Annotated in this window: 12 protein-coding genes; 5 read left to right on the top strand and 7 right to left on the bottom strand. The window is 65.0% G+C overall.

Annotated features, from left to right (window positions below; translation table 11 throughout):
- Positions 1-36 precede the first annotated feature (36 nt).
- The 4 genes from EPB08_RS09725 to EPB08_RS09740 all read left to right on the top strand — a co-directional run bounded on the left by EPB08_RS09725 (position 37) and on the right by EPB08_RS09740 (position 8030).
- Entirely contained in the window at positions 37-2580 is a 2544-nt protein-coding gene (locus EPB08_RS09725) for a glycoside hydrolase family 3 protein (protein WP_130618889.1), read from the top strand.
- Between the two features lie 307 nt (positions 2581-2887).
- Positions 2888-5314: a TonB-dependent receptor gene (locus EPB08_RS09730; protein ID WP_130618890.1), complete on the top strand. Its 2427-nt coding sequence runs from the start codon at positions 2888-2890 to the stop codon at positions 5312-5314.
- Positions 5315-5506: 192 nt separating this feature from the next.
- A complete protein-coding gene (locus EPB08_RS09735) occupies positions 5507-7096 on the top strand; it encodes a tryptophan halogenase family protein (RefSeq protein ID WP_130618891.1) in 1590 nt (529 codons plus the stop codon).
- A 145-nt stretch (positions 7097-7241) separates the two neighbouring features.
- On the top strand, positions 7242-8030 hold the full coding sequence (locus tag EPB08_RS09740; protein ID WP_130618892.1) for a helix-turn-helix domain-containing protein: 789 nt from the start codon (positions 7242-7244) through the stop codon (positions 8028-8030).
- A gap of 20 nt (positions 8031-8050) precedes the next feature.
- Here the strand turns inward: EPB08_RS09740 and ccoS are convergent, their stop codons facing one another.
- From ccoS to ccoN, 7 genes are read right to left on the bottom strand one after another with little or no spacing between them, the layout of a single operon-like run.
- Positions 8051-8272, bottom strand: a complete 222-nt coding sequence (gene ccoS, locus EPB08_RS09745; protein ID WP_130618893.1) for a cbb3-type cytochrome oxidase assembly protein CcoS — start codon at positions 8270-8272, stop codon at positions 8051-8053.
- Positions 8269-10485: a heavy metal translocating P-type ATPase gene (locus EPB08_RS09750; RefSeq protein ID WP_130618894.1), complete on the bottom strand. Its 2217-nt coding sequence runs from the start codon at positions 10483-10485 to the stop codon at positions 8269-8271. Before EPB08_RS09750 ends, ccoS begins: the two co-directional genes overlap by 4 nt.
- Positions 10482-10706, bottom strand: a complete 225-nt coding sequence (locus EPB08_RS09755; protein WP_130618895.1) for a hypothetical protein — start codon at positions 10704-10706, stop codon at positions 10482-10484. Before EPB08_RS09755 ends, EPB08_RS09750 begins: the two co-directional genes overlap by 4 nt.
- Positions 10687-11592, bottom strand: a complete 906-nt coding sequence (ccoP, locus tag EPB08_RS09760) for a cytochrome-c oxidase, cbb3-type subunit III (protein WP_130618896.1) — start codon at positions 11590-11592, stop codon at positions 10687-10689. Before ccoP ends, EPB08_RS09755 begins: the two co-directional genes overlap by 20 nt.
- Complete coding sequence (locus tag EPB08_RS09765; RefSeq protein ID WP_130618897.1) at positions 11589-11783, bottom strand: cbb3-type cytochrome oxidase subunit 3; 195 nt, start codon at positions 11781-11783, stop codon at positions 11589-11591. Before EPB08_RS09765 ends, ccoP begins: the two co-directional genes overlap by 4 nt.
- A complete protein-coding gene (gene ccoO, locus EPB08_RS09770; protein WP_130618898.1) occupies positions 11780-12433 on the bottom strand; it encodes a cytochrome-c oxidase, cbb3-type subunit II in 654 nt (217 codons plus the stop codon). Before ccoO ends, EPB08_RS09765 begins: the two co-directional genes overlap by 4 nt.
- Before the next feature lie 10 nt (positions 12434-12443).
- Positions 12444-13910: a cytochrome-c oxidase, cbb3-type subunit I gene (gene ccoN, locus EPB08_RS09775; RefSeq protein WP_130618899.1), complete on the bottom strand. Its 1467-nt coding sequence runs from the start codon at positions 13908-13910 to the stop codon at positions 12444-12446.
- A 236-nt stretch (positions 13911-14146) separates the two neighbouring features.
- Between ccoN and fdxA the strand changes: the two genes are divergently transcribed.
- Entirely contained in the window at positions 14147-14470 is a 324-nt protein-coding gene (gene fdxA / locus EPB08_RS09780; RefSeq protein WP_130618900.1) for a ferredoxin FdxA, read from the top strand.
- The last annotated feature ends 9 nt before the right edge of the window (positions 14471-14479 follow it).

Genomic DNA, 14479 nt, shown 5'->3' on the forward strand with positions numbered 1-14479 from the left:
AGTCTGCAACACCCAGGCTCCCGGGGAGGAGCCGCCATGCGTCTGTCCTGGGAGAGCTTTGTGCCTTTGACCAGTCACCGTTTGCGTCTGGCCTCTACCGTCCTGGCGACGGCGTGCGTGGCGTTGCTGACGGGCGGCGCCATCGCCGCCAGTGACACCGCTGTCCACCCGGAGCAATGGCCGCGGGCGACCTGGCCGCTGCCGAAGGACGCCGCGCTCGAGCAGCGCGTCGCGGCACTGATGGCGAAAATGACGGTGGAGGAGAAGGTCGGTCAGCTGATCCAGGCCGACATCCTCAGCGTGACCCCTGATGACGTGCGCAAGTATCGGCTCGGCTCGATCCTCGCCGGCGGCAACTCCAAGCCGAACGGCCAGTTGCTGGCCAATGCGGACCAGTGGAAGGCGTTGGCCGATGCGTTTCACCGCGCGGCGATGGATACCAGCGGTGGACATGTGGCCATCCCGCTGCTGTTCGGCATCGATGCCGTCCACGGCCACAACGGTACCGTCGGCGCCACGCTGTTCCCGCAGAACTCCGCATTGGGCGCCACGCACGATCCCGAGCTGATGCGTGAAATCGGCGCCGCGACGGCAGAGGAAGTGCGTGCCACCGGGCTCAACTGGACTTTCGCTCCCGCGCTGTCCGTGCCTCATGATGTGCGCTGGGGACGCTCGTACGAAGGTTACTCGCAGGATCCGAAGCTGGTGGCGCAATACGCAGGCGCGACGGTCGAGGGGTTGCAGGGCAAGGTGGGTACGCCGCAGTTTCTCGATGGCATGCATGTGGTGGCATCGGCCAAGCATTTCCTGGCCGATGGCGGCACCAGGGACGGCAAAGACCAGGGTGACGCGCAGATCAGCGAAGAGGTTTTGCTCACCGTGCATGCCGCCGGTTATCCACCCGCGATCGATGCCGGCGTACAGAGCGTGATGGCGTCGTTCTCGAGCTGGAACGGCCAGAAGATGCACGGCAACAAGGCACTGATCACCGATGTGCTCAAGGGGCGCATGGATTTCGAGGGCTTCGTCGTCGGTGACTGGAACGCCCACGGCCAGGTGCCGGGTTGCACGAACGAAGATTGCCCGGTGTCGTTCAACGCGGGCGTCGACATGCTGATGGCGCCGGACAGCTGGCGCGGCTTGTACGAGCACACGCTGGCCGAGGTGAAGTCCGGCGCGATTCCCATGTCGCGCATCGACGATGCGGTGGCTCGCATCCTGCGGGTGAAATTCCGTGCCGGCCTGTTCGAGGCGGGCTTGCCCTCATCCAACCCGCTGGTGGCCAAGTCGGCGGACGTGGTCGGCAACGCCGCGCATCGCGCGATTGCGCGGCGCGCCGTGCGCGAGTCGCTGGTGTTGCTGAAGAACAATGGCGGTTTGCTCCCGCTGGATCCACGCAAACACATCCTGGTGGCGGGCGAGGGTGCGGACAACATCTCGCGGCAAAGCGGTGGCTGGACGCTGACGTGGCAGGGGGCGGGTCTGAAGAACGCGAATTTCCCGGGCGCGCAATCCATCGGTGCCGGCATTGCCGAGCAGGTGAAGGCAGCGGGCGGCACGGTGGAGATCGCCGCCGATGGCCATCACGCCGGCAAGCCGGATGTCGCCGTCGTGGTCTTCGGTGAAGACCCGTATGCGGAATTCCAGGGCGACATTCCCAACCTGTTGTATCGACCTGGCGACGACCGCGATCTGGAATTGATCCGTCATCTGCGCGGCGAAGGCATGCCTGTCGTCGCGGTGTTCCTGAGTGGCCGGCCGTTGTGGATGAATCGCGAGATCAACGCGGCCGATGCGTTCGTTGCGGCCTGGCTGCCCGGCAGCGAGGGCGGCGGCGTGGCTGATGTGTTGTTGCGCACGCGCGACGGCAAGGTTGCGCATGACTTCCATGGCAAGCTCTCGTTTGCCTGGCCGCGCAGCGCCGTGCAGGGGCAGGGCGCTCCGCTGTTTCCGCTGGGTTACGGCCTGACCTATGCCGATCGCAGCACGCTGCCTGTGTTGCCGGAAGTGTCCGGCATCAGCGGCGAGCAGATTCCCGTCGGCAACTATCTCGAGCGTGGCAAGCCGGTGCACGGCTACACGTTCACGCTGATGGGCGCGAACGGAGTTGCAGCGCCTGGCGATGTATCGCCTGCCAGTACGTCCGATGGCGCGTTGCGCATGACGGCGCTCGACTACAAGGCGCAGGAAGATGCGCGGCGTTTCATCTGGAGCACGAGCGATGCGCAACTGAGGATCAGCGCTCGCGCGCCGATGGACCTCGATCGCGAAACCAATGGCGATGTGTTGTTGATCACCACGCTTCGCGTCGATGCCTTGCCCGGCAAGGACGCCTGGATCGCCATGGGATGCGGCAAGGGTTGCCAGGGGCGCGTCGAGCTGGGTCCGCAATTGGCCATGCTGACGCCTGGGCAGTGGTTGCGTATCGGCGTGCCGCTCAAGTGCTTCCGCAAGGCGGGGGCCGACATGCACCACATCGAGCAGCCGTTTGCGTGGGGCGCAGGCAAGGGAGCGGAGGTGGCGATTGCCCGCGCCGCGCTCGGCACCGATGCCGATCAGGTCATGGAGTGCGCCAAGTAAAGGGGAAGGGTTGGCCAGCCGTTCGCAGGGTTTCACGGATATCGGGCAGCTGGACATCTCCGCTCTGCGTCATAAGTGCCTGCAATACCGCAAGATTGACCGGCGATAGTTGGTTGAAACAATGACTTGGGGTGGCTTCAGGCTATGTTGCCCCGCGTCAAGCTTCTGCCGGGGAGGCGTTCTATGATCAAGCCATGACAGCGCTGTCATCACGATCTGACAGCGCTGTCACTGGATGGGAAGGCAAACGTGGCACGTCGAGGGGGCGCTGCCGCACAACTATCCGAACTATGAGAGGGGAAGTTAAATGAAGCTGCGCTACTCGGCTTTGTACGTTGCCATGTCGCTGGTGCTCGCTCCGGGCGTGGTGCTGGCGGCCGACCAGGACGCGACATCGCAAGATCAATCCCAGGGTTCGGCTCCGGTCGAAAAGAAGGTCAAGCAGCTGGACGCGATCGAGGTCAGTGCGACCAAGCGCGAAACGCCGCTGCAGAAGACCCCGGTAGCCGTCAGTGCGATCACGCCCGATACGCTCGACAAAGAGCGCGTGATGACCGTGCAGGACCTGACCAAGCTGGTGCCGGGCCTGCAGGGCACCTCGCAGGGCGACCATGGCGTCGTTACGCTGACCTTGCGCGGCATCGGCAATGACAGTGCCAAGACCGAGTATGCGGATCCGGAAGTCGCCACCTTCGTCGATGGCGTGTATGCGCCGCGCGCCGAGGCTGCCTCCGGCCTGCTGCTGGACATGGACGGCGTGGAAGTGCTGCGCGGTCCGCAGGGCACGCTGTGGGGGCGCAACTCGACGGCCGGTGCGATCAGCTTCCAGACCGCCAAGCCCGATCTCAATGCCGGCTTCTACGGCAACGCCCAGATCGAAGCGGGCAACTACAACCAGATGGGCGCCCGCGCCGCGGTGAACCTGCCCATCAGCAGCACGTTCGCGATGCGTGTGGCGGTTGTCCATGAGCAGCATGATGGCTACGTCGATTACCAGAATCCGAGTGCGCAGCTGCCGTCGGTAGCGTCACAGCAGGCTGCCTATCTCGCTTCCGGCGGCACCGCGGCCAACTTCCGCCCGATCGATCCGAGCGTGTTCGTGCAGAGTGGCGACAAGTACAACGCGCAGGATCAGACCGCTGCTCGCGTGAGCGCGCTGTGGCAGCCGAACGAATCGTTCAAGTGGAACCTGTCGTACGAGTACTTCATCGATCGCGGCACGCCCGACATGAGCCTGATGCAGACGCCGCGCCAGGGCCAGGATTTCTGGTCGGCACTGATCGACACGGCGCCGTACCTGAATCGCAATTCGGGCACGTTCCGCAGCCGCATGGACTGGAACATCAACGACGGCATGCAGCTGAGCTATGTCGCCGGCTACAACCGCTTCTCGGGCAAGAGCCAGTTCGACCAGGACGATGGCGTGCAGGTGCCCACCAGCTTCAGCACGGGCGCGTCCAACCAGAACGACCGCACCAACTACTCCAACTACAAGAGCTACAGCAACGAAGTGGACCTGCGTTCGATGGGTCAGCAGACCATCGACTGGATCGTGGGTGCGTACTACGGCTACGAAGACAACAATATCCGCTTCGACATCCCGATCATGAACGGCACGCAGTACGGCTCGGTGTCGTGGCAGGGCTCCTTCATCCAGCCGAAGGAAACGGTGGATTCGAAGGCGGTGTTCGGCCAGGCGACCTGGCACATGTCCGACCACTGGCGCCTCACCGGTGGCCTGCGCTGGTCCGATGACGAGAAGCAGAACGTCGGCGGGCGTGGCTGGGGCTGGGACTACGACGCGACGGTGCCGCAGGTTCCGATCGCGATAAGCACCATTCCGAGCGCCGCCACCGGCTTCGCCGTGTCGACCTACAACGACGCGAAGTACAGCGACGATGAGGTCACCTGGCTGGGACGCATCGATACCGATATCGGCGAGAACGGCCTGCTGTACGGCAGCATCTCCACCGGCTACAAGTCGGGCGGCACGCAGGACGCCGGCACGCTGTACAAGCCCGAGAAGCTGACCAACTACGAAGTCGGCGCGAAGTTCGCGTTCCTCGATGGTCACATGACCTGGAACAGCGCGCTGTACTACGAAGACTTCAAGGACTTCCAGCTGTCCGCGCCGATCACCTATCCGGACGGTAATCGAGGTCTGGGCTTCAACAACGTCGGCGGCAGCACCAAGGTCATCGGCTTCGAGTCGGAGCTGGCCTACCAGCAGCAGGACGATCGCGCCAACTTCGTGCTGTCCTACATCCCGAAGAAGGAGCTCGGTACGCTGGTCTACGCCGGCAGCAACGACTACCAGGGCCTGCCGGCCTGCGCACCGCAGTCGGGCATCGCCAGTTGCATGGACGTCACCGGTAACGACTTGCCGCACGCGCCGACGTTCTCGCTCACTGCGATCTACGAGCACGACTTCCACCTGGGCAACGGTGGTCGCCTGACGCCGCGCTTCAGCGGCCAGTACCAGACCGACCAGTGGCTGAGCGTGTTCAATCTGGGAGACGGCGACAAGCAGAAGGCGTACTTCCGCGGTGATCTCGGGTTGCGTTACACCGAGCCGCAGGATCGCTGGTGGGTGAATGCGTACGTGCAGAACTTCACCGATGGCCGCGTACGCACCAGCGCGGGCCGCTTCCTGATCTCGCCAGGCGTGTACCAGTACGTGTCGCAGTACCTGCCGCCGCGCACCTTCGGCGTCCAGCTCGGCGTGTGGTTCTGACCTGTTGAATGACGGCGCCCGTCACGCGGGCGCCATCGATGGTTTGCCGTTCTACCGGCGATGCCTCGAGGACGAGAGGCACCGTCACCCTCCCCAGAATGGCGTTTTGACCGGGTTCCGCAAGGGGCCCGGTTTCTCTTCTCCTGCAATCCCTGTTGTTGCTTCAGCAACCGGTCGTCGAAGAGGTTACCCATGTCGCGATTGAAGAAAGTACTCGTGGTTGGCGGCGGCACGGCCGGCTGGCTGGCGGCGTGCTACCTGGCCAAGGCCGTGAATGCGGTCGATCCCGACAGCGTGCAGGTGCACCTGGTGGAGTCGAGCAACATCGGTCTGCTCGGCGTGGGCGAGGCAACCTTTCCGTCGATACGAGGCACGCTCTCGGCCATCGGCCTGGACGAGCGCCGTTTCCTGGTGGGCGCCACGGCCACCTACAAGCAGGGCATCCATTACCGTCACTGGGTGAGGCCTCCGGGCGCGCCCGGCAAGTCTCATTTCTTCCATCCCTTCAGCCAGCCCAGCCAGCGGCCGGGTGGCCCTGAGCTGTTGCAGTACTGGCTGCTCGGTGCCGCGCCGGAAGGCATGTCGTTCGCCGACGCGGTCACCATGCAGAGCCGGCTGGTCGAGCGCAACCGCGCGCCCAAGCGGGCCAAGGACCCGGACTACCAGGGGCCGATGAACCATGCGTTTCATTTCGATGCGGCCTGCTTTGCACGGGTGCTCGCGGAGCATGGCCAGGAATCGCTCGGCATCAAGCGTCACGTAGCCACGGTGGAGCGCACGGAACTCGACGAGACCGGCGCCATTGCCCGGGTGATCACCACCGAGCTCGGTGAGCTTACGGCCGATCTCTACGTGGACTGCACCGGCCTGCGCGGGGCGCTGATCGGCGGCGTGATGGAGTCGCCGTTCCGCAGCCGGCGCGACGTATTGTTCGCGGATCGCGCGGTGGCGATGCAGGTGCCGTACGAGCGCCCGGATACGCCGATTCCGTCGTACACCATTTCCACCGCGCAGGAGGCTGGCTGGATCTGGGATATCGGCCTGCAGAAGCGTCGCGGCGTGGGTTATGTGTATTCCTCCCGCCATACGGACGATGCCCGCGCCGAGGAAGTGTTCCGTCGCTACCTCGGGCCGGCCGCGGACGAGCTGAAGGCGATGCACATCAAGTTCGAGACCGGCTATCGCCCGGAGCACTGGCGCAAGAACTGCGTGGCGGTGGGCCTTGCGGGCGGCTTCGTGGAGCCGCTGGAGTCGACCGGCATTGCGTTGATCGAGCTGGCGACCTATCTGCTCACGCATCTGCTGCCGGGCGACACCGACGAGATGGAACGCGCGGCGCGCCATTTCAACGAGATGATGGTGGCGCGCTACGACCGCATCATCGATTTCATCAAGATGCATTACTGCCTGAGCCAGCGGCGCGACTCGCCGTTCTGGATCGACAATGCGGATCCGGCCAGCATTCCGCAGACGCTGCAGGACAAGCTCGCGCTGTGGAAGCACCGACCGCCGCATCGCCTGGATTTCGTCAGCGACCTGGAGATGTTCCTGGTGTCGAGCTGGCAATACGTGCTCTACGGCCTGGAGTTCAAGACCGATCTGGAGCCGATGCGCAGTGCGTATCCGCGCTTCGAGGAGGCGCGCCAGGAATTCGCGATGATCCAGCAGGTGTCGGCTCATGCGGCGAACGACCTGCCCGATCATCGTGAGATGGTGGAGCAGATGTGTCGCGAGTTCCACGAACGTTCCGCATCGACCATGTCGGGCGAAGTCGTCGCGTAGCGTCCAGGCGTTCGTGTGCCGAGGTTCCGATTCTCGAGCGCACAAGCATGCGCATGTCTCTAGGCCTGTGGCAGGAAGCCGCAGCTTTGGCACGTTCGATCATGCTGGATAAAATGGCGGCGCCCACGACTGCGGTGAGACTTCCATGGACTCGACACTCATCGAAACGACGTATGCGGACGGCCGGATTTGTGGCGAGACCTCCTGCCGGGAGCGCGAAGGTGACGCCATGTCGTTCTGTGGCAGCTGCGCATTTTCCGAAGCCTGTGTATCCAGTGGCTATGCCAAGGGCGACCTGGCCGCGCTGCATTGCCTGGTCGAACATGTCCATACCGGTGGCGCCGGCGAACATGTGTTCCGGCGTGGCGAACCCTTCCGCGCGCTGTACGCCGTGCGCCGGGGCGGGGTGAAGACGTCGCTGTTCAGTCGCGACGGTCGCGAACAGGTACTCGGCTTTTATCTGCCGGGTGAAATCATCGGCCTCAACGGCATCTATCCCGACTGCTATCCCTGCGATGCGCTGACGCTCGAAAAGACCGAGTTCTGCCGCTTTTCGTTTCCCGCCATGAGCAGTCTCGCCTCGGTGCTGCCGGTGGTGCAGAGCCACCTGTTCCGCCTGCTGAGCAAGGAGCTTGGCACGGCCAACCTGCTGGCGGGTGAGCACACGGCGGACGAGCGCGTGGCGGCCTTCCTGGTGGACCTGAGTGAGCGCTACGAGCAGCGCGGGCTGTCGTCCCAGCGATTCCGCCTGCCCATGTCACGCAGCGATATCGCAAGCTATCTGCGCTTGGCGCCGGAAACGGTGAGCCGCGTGCTGAGCCGCTTCCGCCAGCAGGGCTGGGTGGCGATCGAGGGACGCGGCGTGCAGCTGCAGCGGATGGATGCGCTGCGTGACGCCGGCATGGCCTTGCGGCCTATGCTGGCCAGCGCCTGATTCACACTTTCCCTTGATGCTCAGCGAGACGGGCCAGGCTGCCCGTCGTCGCCCGCATCGGCGGGGGTGGTCGCCGTGGCATCGTCCTGAGCCGGCTTGACGGGCTCTTCCTCCATCAGCGGCAGCACACCTGGACTGTCCAGGTCATCGAACTGTCGGTGATTCACCGCCCAGAAGAAGATGCCGATCGCGACAACGACGATCAGCAGTGTCACGGGGATCAGGGCGAGCAGGATGTTCATGCGTGCAGCACCGGCTGGGATGCCTGCTGGCGGCCGATGCGCCAGGCATTGACCACCACCGCCAGCGAGCTCAGCGACATGCCGATTGCCGCCAGCCACGGTGGCACCAGGCCCAGCGCGGCGAACGGTATCGCACACAGGTTGTAGCCCAGCGACCAGCGACGGCCCTGGGCGATCACCTGTTGCACCTGGCGTGCGATCACGCGCGCCTCGATGAGTCCCCGCAGATGCCCGTGCAGCAGCAACAGATCGGCCTGTGCCTGGGCCACTTCCGTGCCCGTGGCGAGCGCGGCGGAGACGTCGGCCCCCGCAAGCACCGGCACATCGTTGGTGCCATCGCCCACGGCGAGGGTGATGTGCCCGTGTGTGCGCGCGGCCTTGAGCAGTTCGAACTTGTCTTCCGGCGTTTGTGCGGCGTGCCAGGTATCGATGCCCAGCGTGCGCGCAGTCGCTGCCACGCGCGAAGAGGTGTCCCCGCTGGCGATCAAAATGTCCACGCCTTCGCCGCGCAGCGTGTCGATGGTGGCCTGCGCATCATGACGCGGGCGCTCGCGCAGCCGGAAGGTCGCCAGGGCGCCGCCAGCGTCAGCCAGCCACAGTCGATCATCGGACCTCGGCGCCTCGCTGCCCAGCGCAAAGGTGATCTGGCCCAGTCGCAGTTCGCGGCCGTCGACCTGACCGCTGATGCCCCCACCTGGCGTCACGCGCACCTCCTCGGCACGCAGCAGGGGGAGGCCCGCCGCGGCATTCGCCACGGCCTGCGCCACCGGATGCGAGCTTTCGCGGGCCAAGGCCGCCGCGATGGCGAGCAGCGTCGACGCCTCGCCTCCACGCAGCACCTCGATATCCGGTGGGTCGAGGTGGGGAACGGTCAGCGTGCCGGTCTTGTCGAGCATGGCGAGATCGACGCGATCGAGAACCGCCAGCGCCGCACTGTCAGCCACCAGTACACCGCGCTGCGCGAGCACGCCCAGCGCGCGGGTCAGCGCGGCGGGGGCGGTGAGCGCAAAGGCGCAAGGACAGGCGATGACCAGCACGGCGACCGCGCTTGCGAACGCCCGCGAGGGATCGAACAGCAGCCAGCCCGCTGCCGTCGCGACGGTAAGTATCAACACGCGAGCCACGAAGCGGCGCAGTTCGACATCGCTTCGCAGCACCGAGGCTTCGCGCGTCAGGCGCGCATGGGCACCGAGCGCGCCGATGCGCGCGGCCGCCGTCGCGTCCCCGCCGTGCTCCACGCGCAGTTGCGCGGGCCCGGTAAGCAGGACGCTACCCGCGGCCAGATGTTCGCCGCGCTGGCGGGTCACGGGCGTGGATTCGCCGGTGAGCAGGGCCTCGTCCACCTGAATCCGCGAGCTTTCAAGTACGCCATCGGCCGGTACCGTCGAGCCTTCGGAGATGTGCACGCAGTCGCCGGGAAGCAGTTCGATGGCGGGGATCGTCTCCAGCGTGCCATCCGCCTTGCGACGCTCGGCGAGCAACGGCGTGCCATCGATCACGGCGTCGCCCAGCGCACCGCTGCGATGCCTGGCGCGAAGCTCGACGTAGCGGCCGGCGAGCAGCAGGAAGACGAACATGGTCACCGAGTCGAAATAGATCTCCCCGGTGCCGTGGACGGTGCTGAACGCGCTGGCGAAAAAGACCAGCCATACCGCCAACGCCACCGGCAGGTTGATGCCCAGCCGGCGTTCGCGCAGCTCCTGCACCGCGCCGACGGTGAAGGGATGCGCCGAATAGAACATCACCGGCACCGTGGAAATCAGGCTCAGCCAGCGGAACAGGCCGCGGGTGGTGAAATCCACGAAATCGACGACGCCGATGTAGATCACGAACGCATAAGTCATCACCTGCATCGCGAACATGCCGGCCACCAGCAGGCGCTTGAGCATGTCGTGCGATTCGCGGGTCCGCGTATCGTCGATGCTGTCGCTGCGCAGCGGTTGCGCCGCGCAGCGCATCGCAGCAAAGGCCTGCAGCAGTGAAGGCAGCGTGGTGCGTTCGGTGTCCCAGACAACGCGCACGCGACGGGCCGGCGCATCCACGCTGACGCCGCGAACGCCAGGCAACGCGTGGATGGCCTGTTCCAGTCGCAGCACCTGCTGGGCACCTTGCAGCGATTCCACGCGCAACGCCACCTCGCTGTGGCCATCACGGCGAGGGCGCAACACCTGGGCGGCCAGGCGTGGATGCGCCCATGCGTCGTAGCTGTTCATGGCGAGGGAGGTGGCTTGTGGCTGCTGTGCGAGCTGGACGGCACGCCGAAGACGGCGTGCGGGGCGTCCACCGGCTCATCGGCGTGGCGTGCGCCCAGCACGATCATCCATACGCATCCGGCCAGCGAGGCCAGGAAGAACGCCACCCCCAGCCAGAGGACCGGCTGGCGGTACCAGGCTGCGGAGGTGGCGCGTGAGGGACTAATCGCTGGCGTTGCCATTATGGGAGACGTGATACACGTAGGCCGCAAGCACGCGGATCTGGTCATCGGTCAGGCGTGGACTCCACGCTGGCATATGGCCCTGCTGGCCGTCGTGGATGGTCTTGTGGATGTCGGCCACCGTGCCGCCGTGCAGCCAGATGTGATCGGTGAGGTTCGGTGCGCCCAGTGCCTGGTTGCCCTTGCCGTCCGGTCCATGACAGGCCGCGCAGGTCGCGAACAGCGGCTTGCCAGCCTCGGCCGCCTGTTCGTCGTGCGGCGATCCGGAGAGGCTCAGCACGTACTGCACGAGATGGTTCACGTTGTCCTCGCCCAGGCTGGCCCAGGGCGGCATCACGCCGCTGCGGCCGTCATGGATCGAGGTGTAGATCGCCTTGCCGTCGCCACCGTAAAGCCAGTCGTTGTCGGTGAGATCGGGTGCGCCGACCAGCACGTTGCCCTTGGCAGCACGCCCGTGGCAGGCCGCACAGTTGTCCATGAACAGGCGCTCGCCCAGCTGTTGCGCGGCCGGATCACCGGCGAGCTGCTCGATCGGATAAAGCGAGAAGCGCTTCATCAGTTCGCCCAGCTTGGCGTCGTTGGCGGCGGTGGCTTCCGCCAGTTGCTGGTGGGACGTCCAGCCCAGCATGCCCTTGAAGGCACCGAAGCCCGGGTAAAGCGCGAGATAGGCGAAGCCGACCACGAACATGGCGGCGGAAAGCAGCACCCACCACATCGGCAACTTGTGCACGCCTTCGCGCAGCACGCCGTGGGCCCACACATGGCCACTGGTGCCGTCCGCCTGCACGGGGATCTTCGCCCGTGGTGCCCAGATGAAGAGGAACAGGGTGATGCCCAGGTTCAGCACCACCAGGAACATGATCCATAGCGACCAGAACAGGCTCATGGCTGCGTGTCCCCTTTGGTGGCGTGCGCGGTCTGTTCGTCGCTGCTCGCTTCGTCTTCCATCGGCAGGTTGGCCATGCGCGAGAACGCCTTCTTGTGATGACCGCTCCAGGCCCAGGCCCAGATGCAGATGAAGGCAACCATGATCACCACGATGATCACGCCGGTCAGGTGACCCCAGATCTCGCTCATGGCTCACCTCCATCGTTGGCCGGTTTGCCGTCCGCGGTCGTAGGCTCGTTCTTGATGCCCAGGCCCTGCAGATAGGCCACGAGCGCATCCATCTCGGTCTTGCCTTCCACCGCGGCAGGGGCGCCGGCAATGTCGGCATCGCTGTAGGGATCGCCGAGCTTGCGCAGGCCGCGCATGCGGGCCTGGATGTCGCTGGCGTCCAGCTTCGCACTGGCCAGCCAGGGGTAGCCCGGCATGTTCGACTGCGGCACGACCTGGCGCGGATTCATCATGTGAACCTCGTGCCACTGGTCGGAGTACTTGCCACCGACGCGGGCCAGGTCGGGGCCGGTGCGCTTGGAGCCCCACTGGAACGGGCGGTCGTAGACCGATTCTTCGGCGACCGAGTAATGGCCGTAGCGTTCGGTTTCCGCACGCAGGGCGCGGATCATCTGCGAGTGGCAGAGGTAGCAGCCTTCGCGCACGTAGATGTCGCGTCCGGCCAGACGCAGCGGGTCGTAGGGTTTGACATGGGCAGGCGCCTTGACGGCGTGCGCCTCCATGAACAGCGGCGTGATCTCGGCGAGGCCGCCGATGGACACCATGACGGCGGTGAGCACGCCCAGCAGGGCAGCGTGCTTTTCGATGGCTTCGAAATGCTTGTAGGCCATGGTCCGCTCCTCAGCCAGCCGCCGGAAGCGGGGCGGGAACCTGGTGCGGTTCCGGCTCGGGGATCGGCACCGGGATCGGCTTGATGATCCGGGCGCGCGCATCGGCGGCCGTGTACCAGAGGTTCCAGGCCATCACCACCATGCCGCTCAGCACGAACAGGCCACCCACCCAGCGGATCAGGTACATCGGCTTGATCGCGATCAGGCTGTCGAGGAACGAATAGGTGAGCGAACCATCCGCATTGGTGGCGCGCCACATCAGGCCCTCGGTGACGCCGGCCACCCACATCGAGCCGATGTACAGCAGCAGGCCCATGATGTGCAGCCAGAAATGCAGTTCCATCGCCTTGCGCGAATACATCTCGGGTTGGCCCAACGCACGCGGCGCCATGGCGTAGAGCGAGCCGATGGTGATCATCGCCACCCAGCCGATCGAGCCGGAGTGCACGTGGGCGATGGTCCAGTCGGTGTAGTGCGACAGCGAGTTCACCGTCTTGATCGCCATCATCGAGCCTTCGAAGGTGGCGGCGGCGTAGAACACCAGCGACATGACCATGAACTTGGCCGCGGGGTCGGTCTTGAGCTTGTGCCAGGAGCCGTTGAAGGTCAGCAGGCCGTTGGCGGCCGAGCCCCAGCTGGGCATCAGCAGGATCAGCGAAAACGCCATGCCCACCGACTGCACCCAGTCGGGCAGGGCGGTGTACATCAGGTGGTGCGAACCCGCCCACATGTACACCGAGATCAGCGCCCAGAAATTGACGATGGAGAAGCGGTAGCTCCACAGCGGCTGCTGAGCCTGGCGCGGCACGAAGTAATACATCATGCCCAGGAAACCTGCGGTGAGGAAAAACGCCACCGCGTTGTGACCGTACCACCACTGCACCATCGCATCGACCACGCCCGAATAGACCGGGTAGGACTTGGTCAGGCTGATCGGCAGCGCGATGTTGTTGACGATGTGCAGCAGGCCGACCGCGATGATGAACGCGCCGTAGTACCAGTTGGCCACGTAGATGTGGCGGATGCGCCGGCGGGCCAGGGTGGCGAAGAACACCACGCCGAAGGACACCCATACCACCGCGATCAGGATGTCGACGAACCATTCCGGTTCGGCGTATTCCTTGCTCTGGGTGATGCCCAGCGGCATGGTCACCATCGCCAGCACGCAGATCAGCTGCCAACCCCAGAAGGTGAGCTCCGCCAGTCGCGGTAGCGCCAGGCGCGTGTGCCCGGTGCGCTGGACGACGTAGTAGCAGGTGCCCATCAGGGCCGAGCCGCCGAAGGCGAAGATGACGCCGAATGTGTGATCGGGTCGGATGCGGCTGAAGGTCAGCCAGGGTATGTCGAAGTTGAAGACGGGCCACATCAATTCGGCGGCGGCGTAGACGCCCACTGACATGCCGATGATGCCCCACACGGCCGCCCCGAGAAGAAACAGGCGGACGACCTTGTCGTCGTAATACTCGGTATTAGGCATTGAAACCACCCTGTGAATTGGAGGATGTTGCCTTGCTTAAACGACGCAGTTCGATGACGCAGATCAAAATCGCGGGGCCGGGAATCACATTCCTGGCGCGGCGCATTGACGCAGATCAGAGTTCCCCGCCGGATGATGCGACTTTCTCGCGTCAGTCGCTACCGAGTTTCTACTGATTTGAATCAGGGGAGGGATGTCGACAAGAGGTGAAACTAGGCGGTCGAAAGAGGTGCCGCATGACCCACGTCGTCACTGAAAATTGCATCAACTGCAAGCACACCGACTGCGTCGAAGTCTGTCCGGTCGATTGTTTCCACGAGGGCCCCAATTTCCTGGTGATCGACCCGGACGAGTGCATCGATTGCACCCTCTGCGTGGAAGAGTGCCCCGTGGGCGCCATCTACGCCGAAGGCGATGTACCCGCCGGGCAATCGCTGTTCGTCACGCTCAATGCCGAGCTGGCCCGCCAGTGGCCGGTGATCGCGGCCAAGGTTCCCGCGCCGGACGATGCGGCGGAATGGGACGGCAAGCCTGACAAGCTGCGCCTGTTGATCCGGTAGCTCCGGACG

Source organism: Dyella amyloliquefaciens, from assembly GCF_004296575.1.
GTDB lineage: Bacteria > Pseudomonadota > Gammaproteobacteria > Xanthomonadales > Rhodanobacteraceae > Dyella > Dyella amyloliquefaciens.

Coding starts and splice junctions, on each gene's coding strand:
- EPB08_RS09735 (WP_130618891.1), top strand. CDS start 5,507: ATGTCGCGATTGAAGAAAGTACTCGTGGTTGGCGGCGGCACGGCCGGC.
- EPB08_RS09740 (WP_130618892.1), top strand. CDS start 7,242: ATGGACTCGACACTCATCGAAACGACGTATGCGGACGGCCGGATTTGT.
- ccoP (WP_130618896.1), bottom strand. CDS start 11,592: ATGAGCCTGTTCTGGTCGCTATGGATCATGTTCCTGGTGGTGCTGAAC.
- ccoO (WP_130618898.1), bottom strand. CDS start 12,433: ATGGCCTACAAGCATTTCGAAGCCATCGAAAAGCACGCTGCCCTGCTG.
- EPB08_RS09755 (WP_130618895.1), bottom strand. CDS start 10,706: ATGGCAACGCCAGCGATTAGTCCCTCACGCGCCACCTCCGCAGCCTGG.
- ccoS (WP_130618893.1), bottom strand. CDS start 8,272: ATGAACATCCTGCTCGCCCTGATCCCCGTGACACTGCTGATCGTCGTT.
- ccoN (WP_130618899.1), bottom strand. CDS start 13,910: ATGCCTAATACCGAGTATTACGACGACAAGGTCGTCCGCCTGTTTCTT.
- EPB08_RS09765 (WP_130618897.1), bottom strand. CDS start 11,783: ATGAGCGAGATCTGGGGTCACCTGACCGGCGTGATCATCGTGGTGATC.
- EPB08_RS09730 (WP_130618890.1), top strand. CDS start 2,888: ATGAAGCTGCGCTACTCGGCTTTGTACGTTGCCATGTCGCTGGTGCTC.
- fdxA (WP_130618900.1), top strand. CDS start 14,147: ATGACCCACGTCGTCACTGAAAATTGCATCAACTGCAAGCACACCGAC.
- EPB08_RS09725 (WP_130618889.1), top strand. CDS start 37: ATGCGTCTGTCCTGGGAGAGCTTTGTGCCTTTGACCAGTCACCGTTTG.
- EPB08_RS09750 (WP_130618894.1), bottom strand. CDS start 10,485: ATGAACAGCTACGACGCATGGGCGCATCCACGCCTGGCCGCCCAGGTG.